The 13,369-nt window shown below is 71.0% G+C and carries 11 protein-coding genes; 5 read left to right on the top strand and 6 right to left on the bottom strand.

Annotated features, from left to right (window positions below; genetic code table 11):
- Nucleotides 1-52: 52 nt before the first annotated feature.
- Both ABTX62_RS20305 and ABTX62_RS20310 read right to left on the bottom strand, forming a co-directional pair.
- Nucleotides 53-862 carry an Fpg/Nei family DNA glycosylase gene (locus tag ABTX62_RS20305; protein ID WP_352117455.1) on the bottom strand — a complete coding sequence of 270 codons (810 nt, stop codon included), beginning with the start codon at nucleotides 860-862 and terminating at the stop codon, nucleotides 53-55.
- Nucleotides 863-1,120: 258 nt separating this feature from the next.
- Entirely contained in the window at nucleotides 1,121-1,606 is a 486-nt protein-coding gene (locus ABTX62_RS20310; protein WP_352117456.1) for a ribose-5-phosphate isomerase, read from the bottom strand.
- Between the two features lie 278 nt (nucleotides 1,607-1,884).
- On the opposite strand from ABTX62_RS20310, the gene ABTX62_RS20315 reads away from it, so the two are divergent.
- Nucleotides 1,885-3,375 (top strand): amino acid permease, encoded by a 1,491-nt coding sequence (locus tag ABTX62_RS20315; protein WP_352117457.1) that lies wholly within the window; start codon nucleotides 1,885-1,887, stop codon nucleotides 3,373-3,375.
- 89 nt (nucleotides 3,376-3,464) lie between these two features.
- Here ABTX62_RS20315 and ABTX62_RS20320 read toward each other — a convergent pair whose 3' ends face one another.
- Complete coding sequence (locus ABTX62_RS20320) at nucleotides 3,465-5,336, bottom strand: serine/threonine-protein kinase (protein ID WP_502997985.1); 1,872 nt, start codon at nucleotides 5,334-5,336, stop codon at nucleotides 3,465-3,467.
- A gap of 243 nt (nucleotides 5,337-5,579) precedes the next feature.
- Between ABTX62_RS20320 and ABTX62_RS20325 the strand changes: the two genes are divergently transcribed.
- Nucleotides 5,580-6,305 carry a hypothetical protein gene (locus tag ABTX62_RS20325; RefSeq protein WP_352117459.1) on the top strand — a complete coding sequence of 242 codons (726 nt, stop codon included), beginning with the start codon at nucleotides 5,580-5,582 and terminating at the stop codon, nucleotides 6,303-6,305.
- A gap of 86 nt (nucleotides 6,306-6,391) precedes the next feature.
- Here ABTX62_RS20325 and ABTX62_RS20330 read toward each other — a convergent pair whose 3' ends face one another.
- Nucleotides 6,392-7,012 carry a biotin transporter BioY gene (locus tag ABTX62_RS20330; protein WP_352117460.1) on the bottom strand — a complete coding sequence of 207 codons (621 nt, stop codon included), beginning with the start codon at nucleotides 7,010-7,012 and terminating at the stop codon, nucleotides 6,392-6,394.
- A gap of 371 nt (nucleotides 7,013-7,383) precedes the next feature.
- On the opposite strand from ABTX62_RS20330, the gene ABTX62_RS20335 reads away from it, so the two are divergent.
- Complete coding sequence (locus ABTX62_RS20335) at nucleotides 7,384-8,766, top strand: amino acid permease (protein WP_352117461.1); 1,383 nt, start codon at nucleotides 7,384-7,386, stop codon at nucleotides 8,764-8,766.
- Between the two features lie 130 nt (nucleotides 8,767-8,896).
- Nucleotides 8,897-9,544, top strand: coding sequence for a superoxide dismutase (locus ABTX62_RS20340; protein WP_352117462.1), 648 nt, complete (start codon nucleotides 8,897-8,899; stop codon nucleotides 9,542-9,544).
- A gap of 154 nt (nucleotides 9,545-9,698) precedes the next feature.
- Here the strand turns inward: ABTX62_RS20340 and ABTX62_RS20345 are convergent, their stop codons facing one another.
- Both ABTX62_RS20345 and ABTX62_RS20350 read right to left on the bottom strand, forming a co-directional pair.
- The gene (locus tag ABTX62_RS20345; protein WP_352117463.1) at nucleotides 9,699-10,322 is read right to left on the bottom strand and encodes a histidine phosphatase family protein; all 624 of its coding nucleotides are present in this window, start codon (nucleotides 10,320-10,322) and stop codon (nucleotides 9,699-9,701) included.
- Nucleotides 10,319-11,791, bottom strand: coding sequence for an FGGY-family carbohydrate kinase (locus ABTX62_RS20350; protein ID WP_352117464.1), 1,473 nt, complete (start codon nucleotides 11,789-11,791; stop codon nucleotides 10,319-10,321). Before ABTX62_RS20350 ends, ABTX62_RS20345 begins: the two co-directional genes overlap by 4 nt.
- 156 nt (nucleotides 11,792-11,947) lie before the next feature.
- Here ABTX62_RS20350 and ABTX62_RS20355 point away from each other — a divergent pair, with 156 nt between their 5' ends.
- Nucleotides 11,948-13,369: an ABC transporter substrate-binding protein gene (locus ABTX62_RS20355; protein WP_352117465.1), complete on the top strand. Its 1,422-nt coding sequence runs from the start codon at nucleotides 11,948-11,950 to the stop codon at nucleotides 13,367-13,369.

Here is a 13,369-nt window from a genome sequence, read left to right on the forward strand (position 1 = left end):
GGGACGGGCACGGTGCCGTGGCTGCCGCACGGGTTCTGAATCCCTGGTGGTCTCAGGGGCGTTGGCAGGCCGGGCACCAGAAGAGGTTGCGGGCGGCGAGATCGGCGGTGCGGATCTCGCCGCCACAGATGTGGCAGGGCAGGTCGGCCCTGCGGTAGACGTACACCTCGCCGCCGTGGTCGTCCACGCGGGGCGGGCGGCCCATCGCCTCCGGAGTGTGCTCCGGGCGGACGGTGTCGATGCGGTTGTTGCGGACGCCTTCGCGCATGAGGTCGACGAGGTCGGTCCACATCGCGTGCCACTCGGCGGGGGTGATGTCCTTGCCGGGACGGTAGGGGTCGACGCGGTGCCGGAAGAGGACCTCCGCGCGGTAGACGTTTCCGACGCCGGCGATGACCTTCTGGTCCATGAGGAGGGCGGCGATCGTCGTACGGCTGCGGGAGATGCGGCGGAACGCGCTGTCCGGGTCGGCGTCGTCGCGGAGGGGGTCGGGGCCCAGCCGGTCGTGTATCGCCTGCTTCTCCGGGGGTGTGATGAGGGCGCACGTGGTGGGGCCCCGGAGGTCCACGTAGGCGGTGTCGTTCGCCAGGCGGAGGCGGACGGTGTCGGTGGGCGGCGGCGCGGGGGCCGGGCCGAAGGTGACCTTGCCGAAGAGACCGAGGTGGATGTGGATCCAGCTCGTGTCGCGGAAGCCGAGGAAGAGGTGTTTGCCGTGGGCTTCCGTGTGGGTGAGTTCCGTGCCGGTGAGGAGGGCGGTGGCGGCCGTGAACTTGCCCTGGGGGCTGGTTGCCCGGGGTTTCGTGCCGAGGAAGGCGGCGCCGTAGTCCTGCGCCAGGCGGTGGATCGTGTGGCCTTCCGGCACGGTTCTCCTTGCGGTCGTCGCCCTTGCCCCAGCCGTTCGGTGAACCCTGTCGGGCGGTTGGGCGGTTGGGCAGGCGGCGAGCCGCCCGCGGTGCGCAGGCCCCTCCCCCTCGGGGGTTCGCCTCCGCGTCCCGCGGGGTTGCGTCTGAGCCGCCCCGGCACTCGGGCTGCGACCGCGCTCGGGCAGCCCCACGCCGGATCGGGCAGCCGCTCCACGGGGCTGCCCGAGTCCGTCCGTCAGCGCACTGGCCCAGGGGACCTACTGCTGCGGGTGGTGCGGGGGGATCGGGGGCAGGTCGCCGGTCGTCTCGTAGGCCGACAGCATGTCGATGCGGCGGATATGACGTTCGTCACTGGAGAACGGGGTGCCGAGGAAGATCTCCACGAACTTCGTCGCCTCGTCCTGCGCGTGCATGCGCGCGCCCACCGCGACGACGTTCGCGTTGTTGTGCTGGCGGCCCAGGGCCGCCGTCTCCTCGCTCCAGGCGAGGGCCGCGCGGACGCCCTTGACCTTGTTCGCGGCGATCTGCTCACCGTTGCCCGAGCCGCCGATGACGACGCCGAGGGCGTCGGGGTCCGCGGCCGTGCGCTCCGCCGCCCGGAGGCAGAAGGGCGGGTAGTCGTCCTGGGCGTCGTAGATGTGCGGGCCGCAGTCGACGGGGTCGTGGCCCGCCTCCTTCAGCCACTCGACGAGGTGGTTCTTGAGTTCGTAGCCCGCATGGTCCGAGCCGAGGTACACGCGCATGGGACGAGTGTGACACGGGCGCTTCGGGGAAAGCGCGCGGGGTGGCGCTCCGGAAAACCGGCGGCCATGGTGAATCACGTTACTGAAACTCAGGACAACCTCAGGTAAAAATCTGGTATTCGAGGTTCTCATCATCCTTTGCCTTCGATTCACTGGACCAGTTCGTACATCGCTCGCACGAGCACCCCGTACACCGTGATGCCGCGAAACACCCCGTTCGTGCGGCTCGTGCGTTTCGTACGGAAGTACAGCTCCCCGGCGCAAAGGAAATCCGTTCCATGACCTCGCAGCCGACTCTGAACAAGACCGGAAACGACCCCGGAGGGCCTGGAGAACCCGGAGCCGAGGGCTCCGGGCTGCAGGCCGGGCTCAAGAACCGGCATCTTTCGATGATCGCCATCGGCGGTGTGATCGGCGCCGGACTCTTCGTGGGGTCCAGCTCCGGTATCGCCACCGCCGGGCCCGGCATCCTGCTGTCGTACGCCCTCGTCGGCACGCTCGTGGTGCTGGTGATGCGGATGCTCGGTGAGATGTCGGCCGCCAACCCGACCTCGGGTTCCTTCTCCGCGCACGCCGACCGGGCGCTCGGTCCGTGGGCCGGGTTCTCCATCGGCTGGCTGTACTGGTTCTTCTGGGTGGTCGTGCTCGCCGTGGAGGCGACCGCCGGTGCGGTGATCCTGGAAAGCTGGATACCGGCCGTGCCGCAGTGGGGCTGGGCCCTGATCGTGATGCTGGTGCTGACCGCCACCAACCTGGTCTCCGTCGGCTCCTACGGCGAGTTCGAGTTCTGGTTCGCCGGCATCAAGGTCGTCGCCATCGCCGCGTTCATCGTCATCGGCGGACTGGCCGTCTTCGGGCTGCTGCCCGGTGTGGACAGCGAGCAGGCCGGGCTGGGCAACCTCACCGGGCACGGCGGCTTCCTGCCCCACGGGGCCGGCGCCATCCTCACGGGTGTGCTGCTCGTCGTCTTCTCCTTCATGGGCAGTGAGATCGCCACCCTGGCCGCCGGTGAGTCCGAGAACCCTCGGCAGGCCGTCACCAAGGCCACCAACAGCATCATCTGGCGTGTAGCGGTGTTCTACCTCGGCTCGATCGCCGTGGTCGTGTGCCTGCTGCCGTGGGACAGCAAGTCCATCACCGAGGACGGCTCCTACGTGGCCGCGCTCGACTCCCTGGGGATCGCGCACGCCGGTCAGATCATGAACTTCATCGTGCTGACCTCGGTGCTGTCCTGCCTCAACTCCGGCCTCTACACGGCCTCCCGCATGGCCTTCTCCCTCGGCCGGCGCGGTGACGCGCCGAAGGCCTTCGCCCGCACGACCTCCAACGGCGTGCCGCGCACGGCGATCCTCGCGTCCGTCGCCTTCGGCTTCGTCGCGGTCTTCTTCAACTACAAGTTCCCGGACTCCGTCTTCCTGTTCCTGGTGAACTCCAGCGGCGCGGTCGCCCTGTTCGTGTGGCTGGTGATCTGCTTCTCCCAGCTGCGCATGCGGAAGATCATCAAAGCCGAGGCGCCCGAGAAGCTCGTCGTGAAGATGTGGCTGTACCCGTATCTGACGTGGGCGACCGCCGCGCTGATCGTGTTCGTCCTGGGCTACATGCTCACCGACACCGAGCACGACGGGCGCCGGACCATCCTGCTGTCGCTGCTCGTCGCGGCGGTGGTGCTGGTCATCGCCGTCGTCCGGCAGAAGGCCGGTGGCGGCCGGTCCGCCGCCGACGCCCCGCAGGTGCGGGACGCGGAGCGGAGCGAGGTCTCGGCCGGCTGATCCTCCGGCCGCCCACCGTTCGTCGTGAACGGGGCCCGTGGTGTGTGCTGCCGGGCGGCGGCACACACCACGGGCCCTCTTCCGTGTGCCTACAACACCGTGAAACTGTCCTTGACCTTCTCGTAGGTGTCGCGCGCCTCCTGCTCGATCCCCTCCTCGTACCAGGTGTTGACCTGGTACGACGTGCCGGTCACGTTGAAGCCGAGCAGACGGGCGTGCCAGTGGACGCCCTCCAGCGTGAACGTGTACTCCCAGACCACCGCCGGGTGGCCTCGGAACGTCGTCTCCTCCAGACGGATCTTGCGGTAGTCCTGGCCCTGGTGGGCGTTGCGCTCCGAGGTCTGCCAGGTCTCCAGCAGGTCACCCCGGGCCAGGGAGGACTTGCCCACGAGTTCCTGGGAGCCGTCCGGGGAGGTGTAGTGCACCTCCGCCCCCGTCTTCACGTCCCGCCGCCAGCCCGCGGGTGTCGCCCAGGCGAAACCGCCGGCCTCCCGGTGCGTGCCGGGCGGCAGGGTCCGCGGCCTGGTGGTGCCCTCGACGGTGGGCGAGGCGGTGGTGCCGCCGGTGGTGGCCGGTGCGGAGGCCGAGGAGCCCGCGCGGGGTGTGTCGTCATCGCCGGGTGAGTTGGGCGATGTCGCCGGCAGGATGCCCACGACGGTGCCGGCGGTGGCGAGGCTCACCGCCGCGGCGGTGAGCACAACGCGGCGACGGCCCGCGCCGGGGCGGGGTGTGGCCGGGACGGCCGGTCCGGGGAGTTCACCCGGCGGCATCGGCACGGGCGCCGGGTGGGGGCGGTGCTCGGTCTCCGCCTGTGCCCGGGTGAGGGAGACGCGGCCCGGGCGGTGGGTGGGACCGGGTCGGCTCTCGGAGTGGGCCGCCGCCGTCCGGGCCCTCGCGGATTCAGTGGGGGTGGTGGGTGCGGTGGGTGCGCAGTGGGGGTGCGGGTACGGGCCGGGGGCGGGGCGGCTGGGGTCCCCGGGGGTCGTGGGGCGGGGAGCGGGGAGGCGGCCGGGGGTGGGTGACTCCCGTGGGGATGCGGGGAGAGGTTGCGACCGCGGTGCCGGGCCCGGCTGTTGTCCCCCGAGGGTGGTGTGCGGACCGGGGGCGGGCTCCGGCTCCGGTATCGAGTCCCGCGGCCCCACCGCCACCGTGGGTGTCGCTGCCGGATACGCCACCGGTTCCAGCGCCGTCTCCAGCATTTCCAGGTCCGGGCGAACCGACGGTTCCTTGGCCAGCAGGGCGGTCAGGATGTCCAGCAACGGGCCTGCGTCGGTGGGGAGTTCGGGCTCCTCGTACAGGACCGCGTGCAGGGTCTCGAGCGTCGTGTCGCGGGAGAACGGGGAGCGGCCGCCCAGGGCCGCACAGAGGGTCGCGCCGAGGGACCAGATGTCGGACGGCGGGCCCTGTGGGCGGCCCGAGATGCGCTCGGGGGCCATGTAGTCGGGCGAGCCGACCAGCATGCCGACCATCGTGAGCGCCTTGGTGTCCTGGATCGCGGCGATGCCGAAGTCCGTGAGGACGACCCGCCGTCCGTGGCCGGAACCGTTGCCGTTGCCGCGTGTGGATCCGGCCGACCCGTCCGCGTGTTCCACGAGCACGTTGCCGGGCTTGATGTCACGGTGCAGTACGCCCCGTTCATGCACCTGCCGTAGTGCCGCGACCAGACCGAGGCCGATGCGGGCCGTCTCGCCGGGGCTCAGGGGGCCCGTTTCCGCGAGGATCCGTTCGAGGGAGCGGCCCGCCACCAACTCCATGACGATCCAGAGGCGTTCGCCCTCGTCCACCACGTCGTAGACGCGTACGACGTTGGGGTGGTCGATGCGGGCCGTGGCCCGGGCCTCGCGCAGGGTGCGTTCGCGGCGGGTCCTGCTGTCCTCCGCGTCGAGACCGTCGATCCGCATTTCCTTGACGGCGACCTGCCGGTCGAGTATTTCGTCGGCGGCTCGCCACACCCGCCCCATTCCCCCCTGGCCGATACTTTCGACCAACCGATAGCGTCCCGTCACCAATATCCCTGGAACACCGCCGCTGTTCGCATTTTCCGGCAATCCGCTGCACCCCCTCCACGACGCCGCGACCGACTCCAGTGAAACACAACGGTCACACTTCGCGCCGCACCAGGATAGTGCGGCGAAATCTTGTGGTACCTCTTTCATTGCTGCGAATTCGGGTGCAGCCCAGGGGGACGCAAGGGGGGACCGAACATGAGTTCTCGTCATACGACGGCGATCGCGGGATCGCTGGTCATGGCATCTTTCTCGGCGGTGATGATCCTTTCCGGCCCGGCCGGCGCGAAGGACGACGGACCGCCGAGCGGAAAAGGGGGAAAGGTGGTCGACGAGGCACCGGCCGGCGTGAGGCTCACCACGCTGCTGCCCGGGAGGATCTCGGTCGACAACGGGTCGGAAAAGACGGCGATTACCGCCACGGTGAAGAACGAGGGGAGCAAGGACAGCGGGAAGATCAGACTGCTGGTCGTCGGATTCGACGGACTGGTCGTCAAGGGCGTCGAGGGGTGTTCGGCGATACCGGAGAACGGACTTCCGGAGGGCTCGAACAGCGGATTCGCATGCCCGATCGACAATCTCGCGGCCGGTGAGTCGAAGTCGTACGCCGTGGATGCGACGTTCGACCTCGGCAAGACCGGGAAGATCTGTCTGCCCGTGCAGACGAGCGACGGGAAGAAGACCTTCTGGCAGCAGGGCCCGGTGCCGTTCGGCACGAGCAACCCGTCGCCCGACGCACCGGCCACGCCGCTGCTGCTCGGCACCGACAACGGACCGGCGGGCCCGGGCCGCAAGGAGCTGCCGAAGACGGGTCCGGCCCGTGATCTGCTGCCGCTGGGCGCGGCCGGTGCCTCGTTGCTCACGGCGGGCGTGGCCGGAATGTGGTGGTCGCAGCGGCGGCGGCCGGGGGTACAGGAGGGCTGATTCGGCCCCGGTCGGCCCGGTTGACGCCAAGAGGCCCGCCGGGGGGCGTCATGCCCCCGGCGGGCCTCGGCGCAACGCCTGCGGGTTCAGCGCTTGTTCGCGAACTTCCAGGCCGTCGGGAGCGCACCCATCGCCAGCGCCGCCTTCAGCGCGTCGCCGATCAGGAACGGCGTGAGGCCGGCCGCGATGGCGGCGGTGGCGGACATGCCGGTGGCGAGGGCCAGGTAGGGCACGCCGATGGCGTAGATGATCGCCTCGCCCACCAGCATCGCGCCCGCCATGCGCAGCATCGAGCGGTCGGCACCGCGACGGGCCAGGGCGCCGACGACGGTGGCGGCGAGGATCATGCCGAGGATGTAGCCGAAGGAGGGGGCGACTCCGGAGGAGGCACCGGCGAACCACGGCACACCGGCGATGCCCGCGAGGGCGTACAGCGCCAGCGCGAGGAAGCCGCGGCCGGCGCCGAGGGAGGTGCCGACGAGCAGCGCGGCGAAGGTCTGGCCGGTCACCGGCACCGGGGAGCCCGGGACGGGCACGGAGATCTGGGCGGCGAGGCCGGTGAGCGCGGCGCCGCCGAGCACGAGGGCCGCGTCCCGGACACGGGTGGGGGCACCGCCCCGCTCGAGCGCCCCCGAGAGCTTGGGGGAGGGGAGCAGGTCGGCGAGGACCTGCCCGGCGCGGGCGGGGGTGGCGGCAGCGGTGCTCATGGGGACTCCGCGGAGTGAGGGCCGGTGGGACACGGTGACGCTATCCCAGCGCCCTCGCCCCGATCACCGTCAGCGCTCGACAAAGGCGTGGACCGGCGGTTGGTCGACTTCGAACAAAGGGTGCGGGATACACCGAGGACGGGGTGACGCCGGTCACGGTGATGGGATGGTGTGTGCCACGCGGGCCGGGCCGAGGGGCGTCTGTAGGTTTCCACCAAAGCGCCGCCTCCGCCGTCCGGTCACCGACCGGGCACGCAGAGCGACGCGAGTGTCCGGATGGTGGGATGCCTCTCCGCCGGCGCGGGGAGGCATCCGAGACTGGCGGCGTTTTTGCCTCTGTACGCCCCTCACCCACAGGACGAGCCGCACCCATGCCCAGCAGCACCACCACGGAGACGCCGACCGGCGCGGACGGCGCCTCCCTCTCCCCCGGCCTGAAACAGCGCCATCTGTCGATGATCGCCCTCGGCGGGGTGATCGGAGCCGGTCTGTTCGTCGGCTCCGGCGCCGGTATCGCCGCGGCCGGTCCGTCGATCGTGGTCGCCTACGCCCTCTCCGGTGTCCTCGTGATGCTGGTGATGCGGATGCTCGGCGAGATGTCGGCCGCGTATCCGTCGTCGGGGTCGTTCTCGGCGCACGCGGAGCGGGCGATCGGCCCCTGGGCCGGGTTCACCGCCGGCTGGTCCTTCTGGGTGCTGCTGTGCACGGCCGTCGGCCTGGAGGGCATCGGCGCCGCGAAGATCGTCAGCGGCTGGCTGCCGGGCACTCCGGAGTGGGCGTGGGTGGCGCTGTTCATGGTCGTCTTCTGCGGCACGAACCTCGCGGCCGTGAAGAACTTCGGCGAGTTCGAGTTCTGGTTCGCCGCGCTGAAGGTCGGCGCGATCACCCTGTTCCTGGTGCTGGGCGTCCTGGCGATCGCCGGTGTCCTGCCCGGCACGGACTCGCCCGGCGCGAGCCACCTCACCGACTTCCTGCCCAACGGCGGGGAGGGCCTGGTGATCGGCCTGCTCGCGTCGGTCTTCGCCTACGGGGGCCTGGAGACGGTCACCATCGCGGCGGCCGAGTCGGAGAACCCCGTCAAGGGCGTGGCGAGCGCGGTCCGTACGGCGATGTGGCGCATCGCGCTGTTCTACATCGGTTCGATGGCCGTCATCGTCACCCTGGTGCCGTGGGACTCCGAGGCGGTCGTGGAGAGGGGCCCGTACGTCGCCGCCCTCGACGAGCTGGGCATCCCCGGCGCCGGCCAGCTGATGAACGTGGTCGTCCTGGTCGCCCTGCTGTCCGCGATGAACGCCAACATCTACGGCGCCTCCCGCATCGCCTACTCGCTGGTGGAGCGCGGCCAGGGCCCGAAGGGGCTGGGCCGGGTCTCGGACGGCGTGCCGCGGATCGCCGTGCTGGCGTCCTCCGTCTTCGGCTTCCTGTGCGTGCTGCTGAGCTACTGGCGGCCGGACGACGTCTTCCCCTGGCTGCTGAACATGATCGGCGCGGTCATCCTGGCCGTCTGGATCTTCATCGCCGTGTCACAGCTGCGGCTGCGCCGCCGCCTGGAGCGCGAGGCACCCGAGAAGCTGGCCGTGCGCATGTGGGCGTTTCCGTGGCTGACCTGGGCCGCCCTGGCCGGCATGGCGGCGATCTTCGTCCTGATGGCCCGTGAGCCGGACACACGGGTGCAGCTGTACTCGACGGGCGCGATGATCCTGGTCCTGGCGGCCATCGGATACACCTGGCAGAGGGCTCGCGCCCAGCGGTAGGAAACCGCCACCCCAGGCCCCCGCGACACGCGGGGGCCTTTTGTGTTCCCGGAGCATCCACCGGCCCCCTCCTGCTGCTAGCGTGTAGTTGCAAGTCAGTTGCAATAAAGGTCCGGAGGGGATCCCGCGCATGCCCGTCTACACGCTGCCTGAACTGCCCTACGACTACTCCGCGCTCGCCCCCGTGATCAGCCCCGAGATCATCGAGCTGCACCACGACAAGCACCACGCCGCCTATGTGAAGGGCGCCAACGACACGCTGGAGCAGCTGGCCGAGGCGCGGGACAAGGAGTCGTGGGGGTCGGTCAACGGGCTGGAGAAGAACCTGGCGTTCCATCTGTCCGGGCACATCCTGCACAGCATCTACTGGCAGAACATGACCGGTCCGAAGGACGGCGGTGGTGAGCCGCTGGCGCAGGACGGGGTGGGTGAGCTCGCCGACGCGATCACCGAGTCGTTCGGTTCCTTCGCCAAGTTCAAGGCGCAGTTGTCCAAGGCCTCCGCGACCACGCAGGGTTCCGGCTGGGGCGTGCTCGCCTACGAGCCGCTGAGCGGGCGGCTGATCGTGGAGCAGGTCTACGACCACCAGGGCAACGTCGGCCAGGGCGCCACCCCGATCCTCGTCTTCGACGCCTGGGAGCACGCCTTCTACCTGCAGTACCGCAACCAGAAGGTGGACTTCATCGAGGCGATGTGGCAGGTCGTCAACTGGCAGGACGTGGCACGGCGTTACGAAGCGGCCAGGTCCCGCGCGGATGTGCTGCTGCTGGCGCCCTGACGGCGGCCCGTCGCCGAGTCGTCCTGCCTCGTGATCGTCTTCTCACCCTTCACGCACGGCAGGCGGAATGAGGGAGACCCCCGCGAGGACGTGACTCGCGGGGGTTTCCCGTGCGCCGGGACCTCTGGTCGATCCGCGTCATGCACCCAGGGTGCTACGGCACCTCCCCCTCGCACGGCACATTGAGTGAGAGGAGTGCGGCGCGACCGTCGGGGTTCATGCGCAGTTCGCTGATCGCCGCGTTCCGCAACCGCGGGAGCACCCTGCGGTACTCGCTCAGCGGGATGGACAGCAGGGTGCACAGCACCAGCCGCAGCAGGGTGTTGTGGGCGACGACCATGACGCGTTCGCCCGGGTGGGCGGCGGCGACGTCCCGCAGGGCGCGCACTCCGCGGGCCGCGGCGGCCAGGGGGTCCTCGGCGCCGGGGAAGGAGTGCTCCACCGGGTCGGCCCGGTAGGCCGCGGCCCACTCCGGGTCCTCGGCCTCGAACTCGGCGAGCGTACGGCCTTCGAGCACACCGAAGTCGCATTCCCGCAGGTGGGGTTCGCTCTGTGCGGTGAGGCCGAGGGCGCGGCAGGCGGGTTCGGCGGTGGCGACGGCCCGGGACAGCGGGGACGTCCAGATCGCGTCGACGCGGTGGGCGGCGGCCCACCGGCCCAGGGCCTCGGCCTGGGCGCGGCCGGTGTCGGTGAGGTCGATGTCGCTGATGCCGGCGTAGCGGTTCTCGGCGTGCCAGACGGTCTGTCCGTGACGGACCAGCAGGAGGGTCGTACTCATGATGCGGAAGTATCCCGGCTCAGGCGACGGTGCGCGTGCGCGGCGACCGGGGCGGGCAGCCAGCCGCGCTCCCGCAGGGCGTCGACGAGACGCGCGTAGGGCTCGGCGAAGGCGGCCGTGCGGTCGGGGCGGGGTTCCAGGACGGTCCGGACCCGGACCATGCGCTCGGCGACGTCCGCGAGCGCATCGGAGCCCGACGCCCCGTACGCGGCCAGGGCCGCCATGCCCAGGGCCGGTTCCGTCTGCTCGGGGACGCGGGCCGGGCGGCCCAGGATGTCGGCGCGCAGCTGGTTCCAGTACGGGCTGCGGGCGCCGCCGCCCGTGAAGGTGTGCGGGCCGTCGAGGGGGGCGCCGAGGTGGTGGAGGTAGTCCAGGCACAGGCGTTCGACGAAGCCGACGCCCTGGAGCAACGCGGCCCACAGGTCGGCCCCGCCCGCCGGGTCACCGAGGACGAACGCGGTCGCCTCCGGCGCACGGAACGGGAACCGCTCCCCCGGTGACACCAGGGGGTAGGCAAGCGCGCCCGACGGTTCGAACGCCATGGCGGGCCCGTCCATCTCGGCCGGGTCGGCCTCGGGGAAGTGCGCCGCGAGCGCCCCGGCGCCGACGCTCGACGCCCCGCCGGGCAGCCAGGTGCCGTCCGGGGCGCGGTGGTTGTAGACCACGTCGGTGGGGTCGCGGACCGGGTCGCGGGCGGCGCCCTTCAGCACGAGCGTGGTGCCGAGCACGGAGTTCCAGGAACCGGGCCGCAGCGCGCCCGACGCGATCTGGGACGCGCAGCCGTCCGTCATCCCAGCGAACACCGGGGTGCCGGCGGGGATGCCGGTGGCGTCGGCGGCGGCCGGGCAGACCTCACCGAGGAGCGTGCCCGGGCGGACCACGCCGGGGAACACGCTGTCGGGTACGCCCAGTTCGGCCAGGACGGCCTCCGGCCAGCGGTCGCGCTCCAGGTCGTAGCCCGTCTTCAGGGCATGACTGGAATCGGCCGGGGGCGACTCGCCCGTGAGCCGGGAGACGATCAGGTCGGGCTGGTGCGTCAGGCGCAGCGAGGTGCCGCCGTACCGGGCCAGCAGCCACAGCGCCTTCGGCAGCGCCCAGGTGTCCTGGACCGCGAGCCCCGCCCGCCGGGCCCGCGCCCCCTCGCCCGTCGCCCGCCCGTCGTCGTACATCAGGGCGGGGCTCACGGGACGGCCCGAGTGGTCCGTCAGCAGGACCGTGCCGGACGTGCCGCACACCGCGAGGCCGCCGACCGGCGGGCGCGGGGGCGCGGTGGCGAGGGCCGCTCGGGACGCCGTGCACAGCGCCGCCCACCACCGCAGCGGGTCCTGCTCGTGCCGGACGCCGTCGCGCCGCCCGGTCAGCGGGGCGGAGCCGCTGCCGAGGACCGTGCCGTCGGCGGTGACGAGCAGCGCGCGGACGCTCTGTGTGCCCAGGTCGACGCCCAGCCAGCCCGCGCCCTCGTCCACCATCCGGAACCTCCCACACCGTCGCAGCCGGATCTGTGAACTTCTCACTGTGCCCCGATATTTTCCCGTGCGCGAGGGATTGACGCCCAACTTCGGCCGTTCCACCCTCTGTTGACGAGTCGACTCGACGTGTTGCCCCAGCTCCACGCGGAGGTATGGATGGACACGCACGTGCACGACCGCCGGCGCTTCCTCGCCCTCGCCGCCGCAGCGGCGGCGGCCCCGCTGCTCACGGCCTGCGGCGCCGGTTTCGGCGGGAACGACGACAAGAGCGACGGGTCCGCGGCGGACGACGTCACCGGTTCCTTCGACTGGAAGCGGGAGCAGGGCACCACCGTCAAGGCCCTGCTCAACAAGCACCCCTACACGGACGCCCTCATCGCCGACCTGAAGTCGTTCACGGCGAAGACCGGCATCGAGGTCGAGTACGACGTCTTCCCCGAGGACAACTACTTCGACAAGCTCACCGTGGACCTGTCCAGCGGGCGTGCCTCCTACGACGTCTTCATGCTCGGCGCGTACATGGTGTGGCAGTACGGACCGCCGGGCTGGCTGGAGGACCTCGGTCCCTGGATGCGCAACTCCTCGGCCACCGGCGCCGAATGGGACCAGGCGGACTTCTTCCCGAACCTGCTCCAGGCCGACCAGTGGTCGCTGAAGGCGGGCGCGCCGCTGGGCCGGGGCGGGCAGTACGCCCTGCCGTGGGGCTGGGAGACCAACGTCGTCGCCTACAACACCGAGGTGTTCGGGAAGCTGGGGCTGAAGCCGGCCGAGACCTTCGACGAACTGGCCGAACTCGCCGGCACCATCAAGCGGAAGGCGCCGGGCGCCGGTTTCGACGGGATGTACGGAATCGCCGTACGCGGGTCCAGGAGCTGGGCGACCATCCACCCGGGCTTCATGACCATGTACGCCCGCAACGGGCTGAAGGACTTCACGGTCGACGGCGGGAAGCTCACACCCGCGATGAACAGCCCCGAGGCGGTGGCCTTCACCGAGGACTGGGCGCGGATGGTGAAGCGGGGCGGGCCGCCGTCCTGGACCTCGTACACCTGGTACCAGTGCTCCAGCGACCTCGGAGCGAAGAAGGCCGGGATGCTCTTCGACGCCGACACGGCCGCCTACTTCCAGGCGGTGAAGGGCGCGAGCCCCGCCTCCGGGAAGATCGCCTTCCACCCCGGGCCGAAGGGACCGGACGGCTCGCTCGCCACCAACATGTGGGTCTGGTCGCTCGGCATGAACGCCAAGAGCGGGAAGAAGAGCGCGGGTTGGCTGTTCCTGCAGTGGGCGACGGGCAAGGAGCATCTGCGCAGGAGCGCGCTCACCCACCACCACATCGACCCGGTGCGCCGATCGGTCGCCGACGACGCCGCGTACAAGGACAAGATGCGGCACCTGCCGGGCTTCCTGGAGACCTTCGAGACGGTCGTCGACCAGACGAAGATCCAGTTCACCCCGCAGGCCCAGTTCTTCGACGCGACGACCAGCTGGGCCGCGGCCCTCCAGGAGATCTACGGCGGACAGGGCGCGAAGTCCGTACTGGACGGGCTGGCGGACGACCTCGCCGGCAAGGTGGGCTAG

Source organism: Streptomyces sp. NPDC096046 (genome assembly GCF_040303285.1).
Classification (GTDB): Bacteria; Actinomycetota; Actinomycetes; order Streptomycetales; family Streptomycetaceae; genus Streptomyces.

Coding starts and splice junctions, on each gene's coding strand:
- ABTX62_RS20320 (WP_502997985.1), bottom strand. CDS start 5,336: ATGGGGCGGGTGTGGCGAGCCGCCGACGAAATACTCGACCGGCAGGTC.
- ABTX62_RS20325 (WP_352117459.1), top strand. CDS start 5,580: ATGAGTTCTCGTCATACGACGGCGATCGCGGGATCGCTGGTCATGGCA.
- ABTX62_RS20330 (WP_352117460.1), bottom strand. CDS start 7,012: ATGAGCACCGCTGCCGCCACCCCCGCCCGCGCCGGGCAGGTCCTCGCC.
- ABTX62_RS20340 (WP_352117462.1), top strand. CDS start 8,897: ATGCCCGTCTACACGCTGCCTGAACTGCCCTACGACTACTCCGCGCTC.
- ABTX62_RS20315 (WP_352117457.1), top strand. CDS start 1,885: ATGACCTCGCAGCCGACTCTGAACAAGACCGGAAACGACCCCGGAGGG.
- ABTX62_RS20350 (WP_352117464.1), bottom strand. CDS start 11,791: ATGGTGGACGAGGGCGCGGGCTGGCTGGGCGTCGACCTGGGCACACAG.
- ABTX62_RS20355 (WP_352117465.1), top strand. CDS start 11,948: ATGGACACGCACGTGCACGACCGCCGGCGCTTCCTCGCCCTCGCCGCC.
- ABTX62_RS20345 (WP_352117463.1), bottom strand. CDS start 10,322: ATGAGTACGACCCTCCTGCTGGTCCGTCACGGACAGACCGTCTGGCAC.
- ABTX62_RS20335 (WP_352117461.1), top strand. CDS start 7,384: ATGCCCAGCAGCACCACCACGGAGACGCCGACCGGCGCGGACGGCGCC.
- ABTX62_RS20310 (WP_352117456.1), bottom strand. CDS start 1,606: ATGCGCGTGTACCTCGGCTCGGACCATGCGGGCTACGAACTCAAGAAC.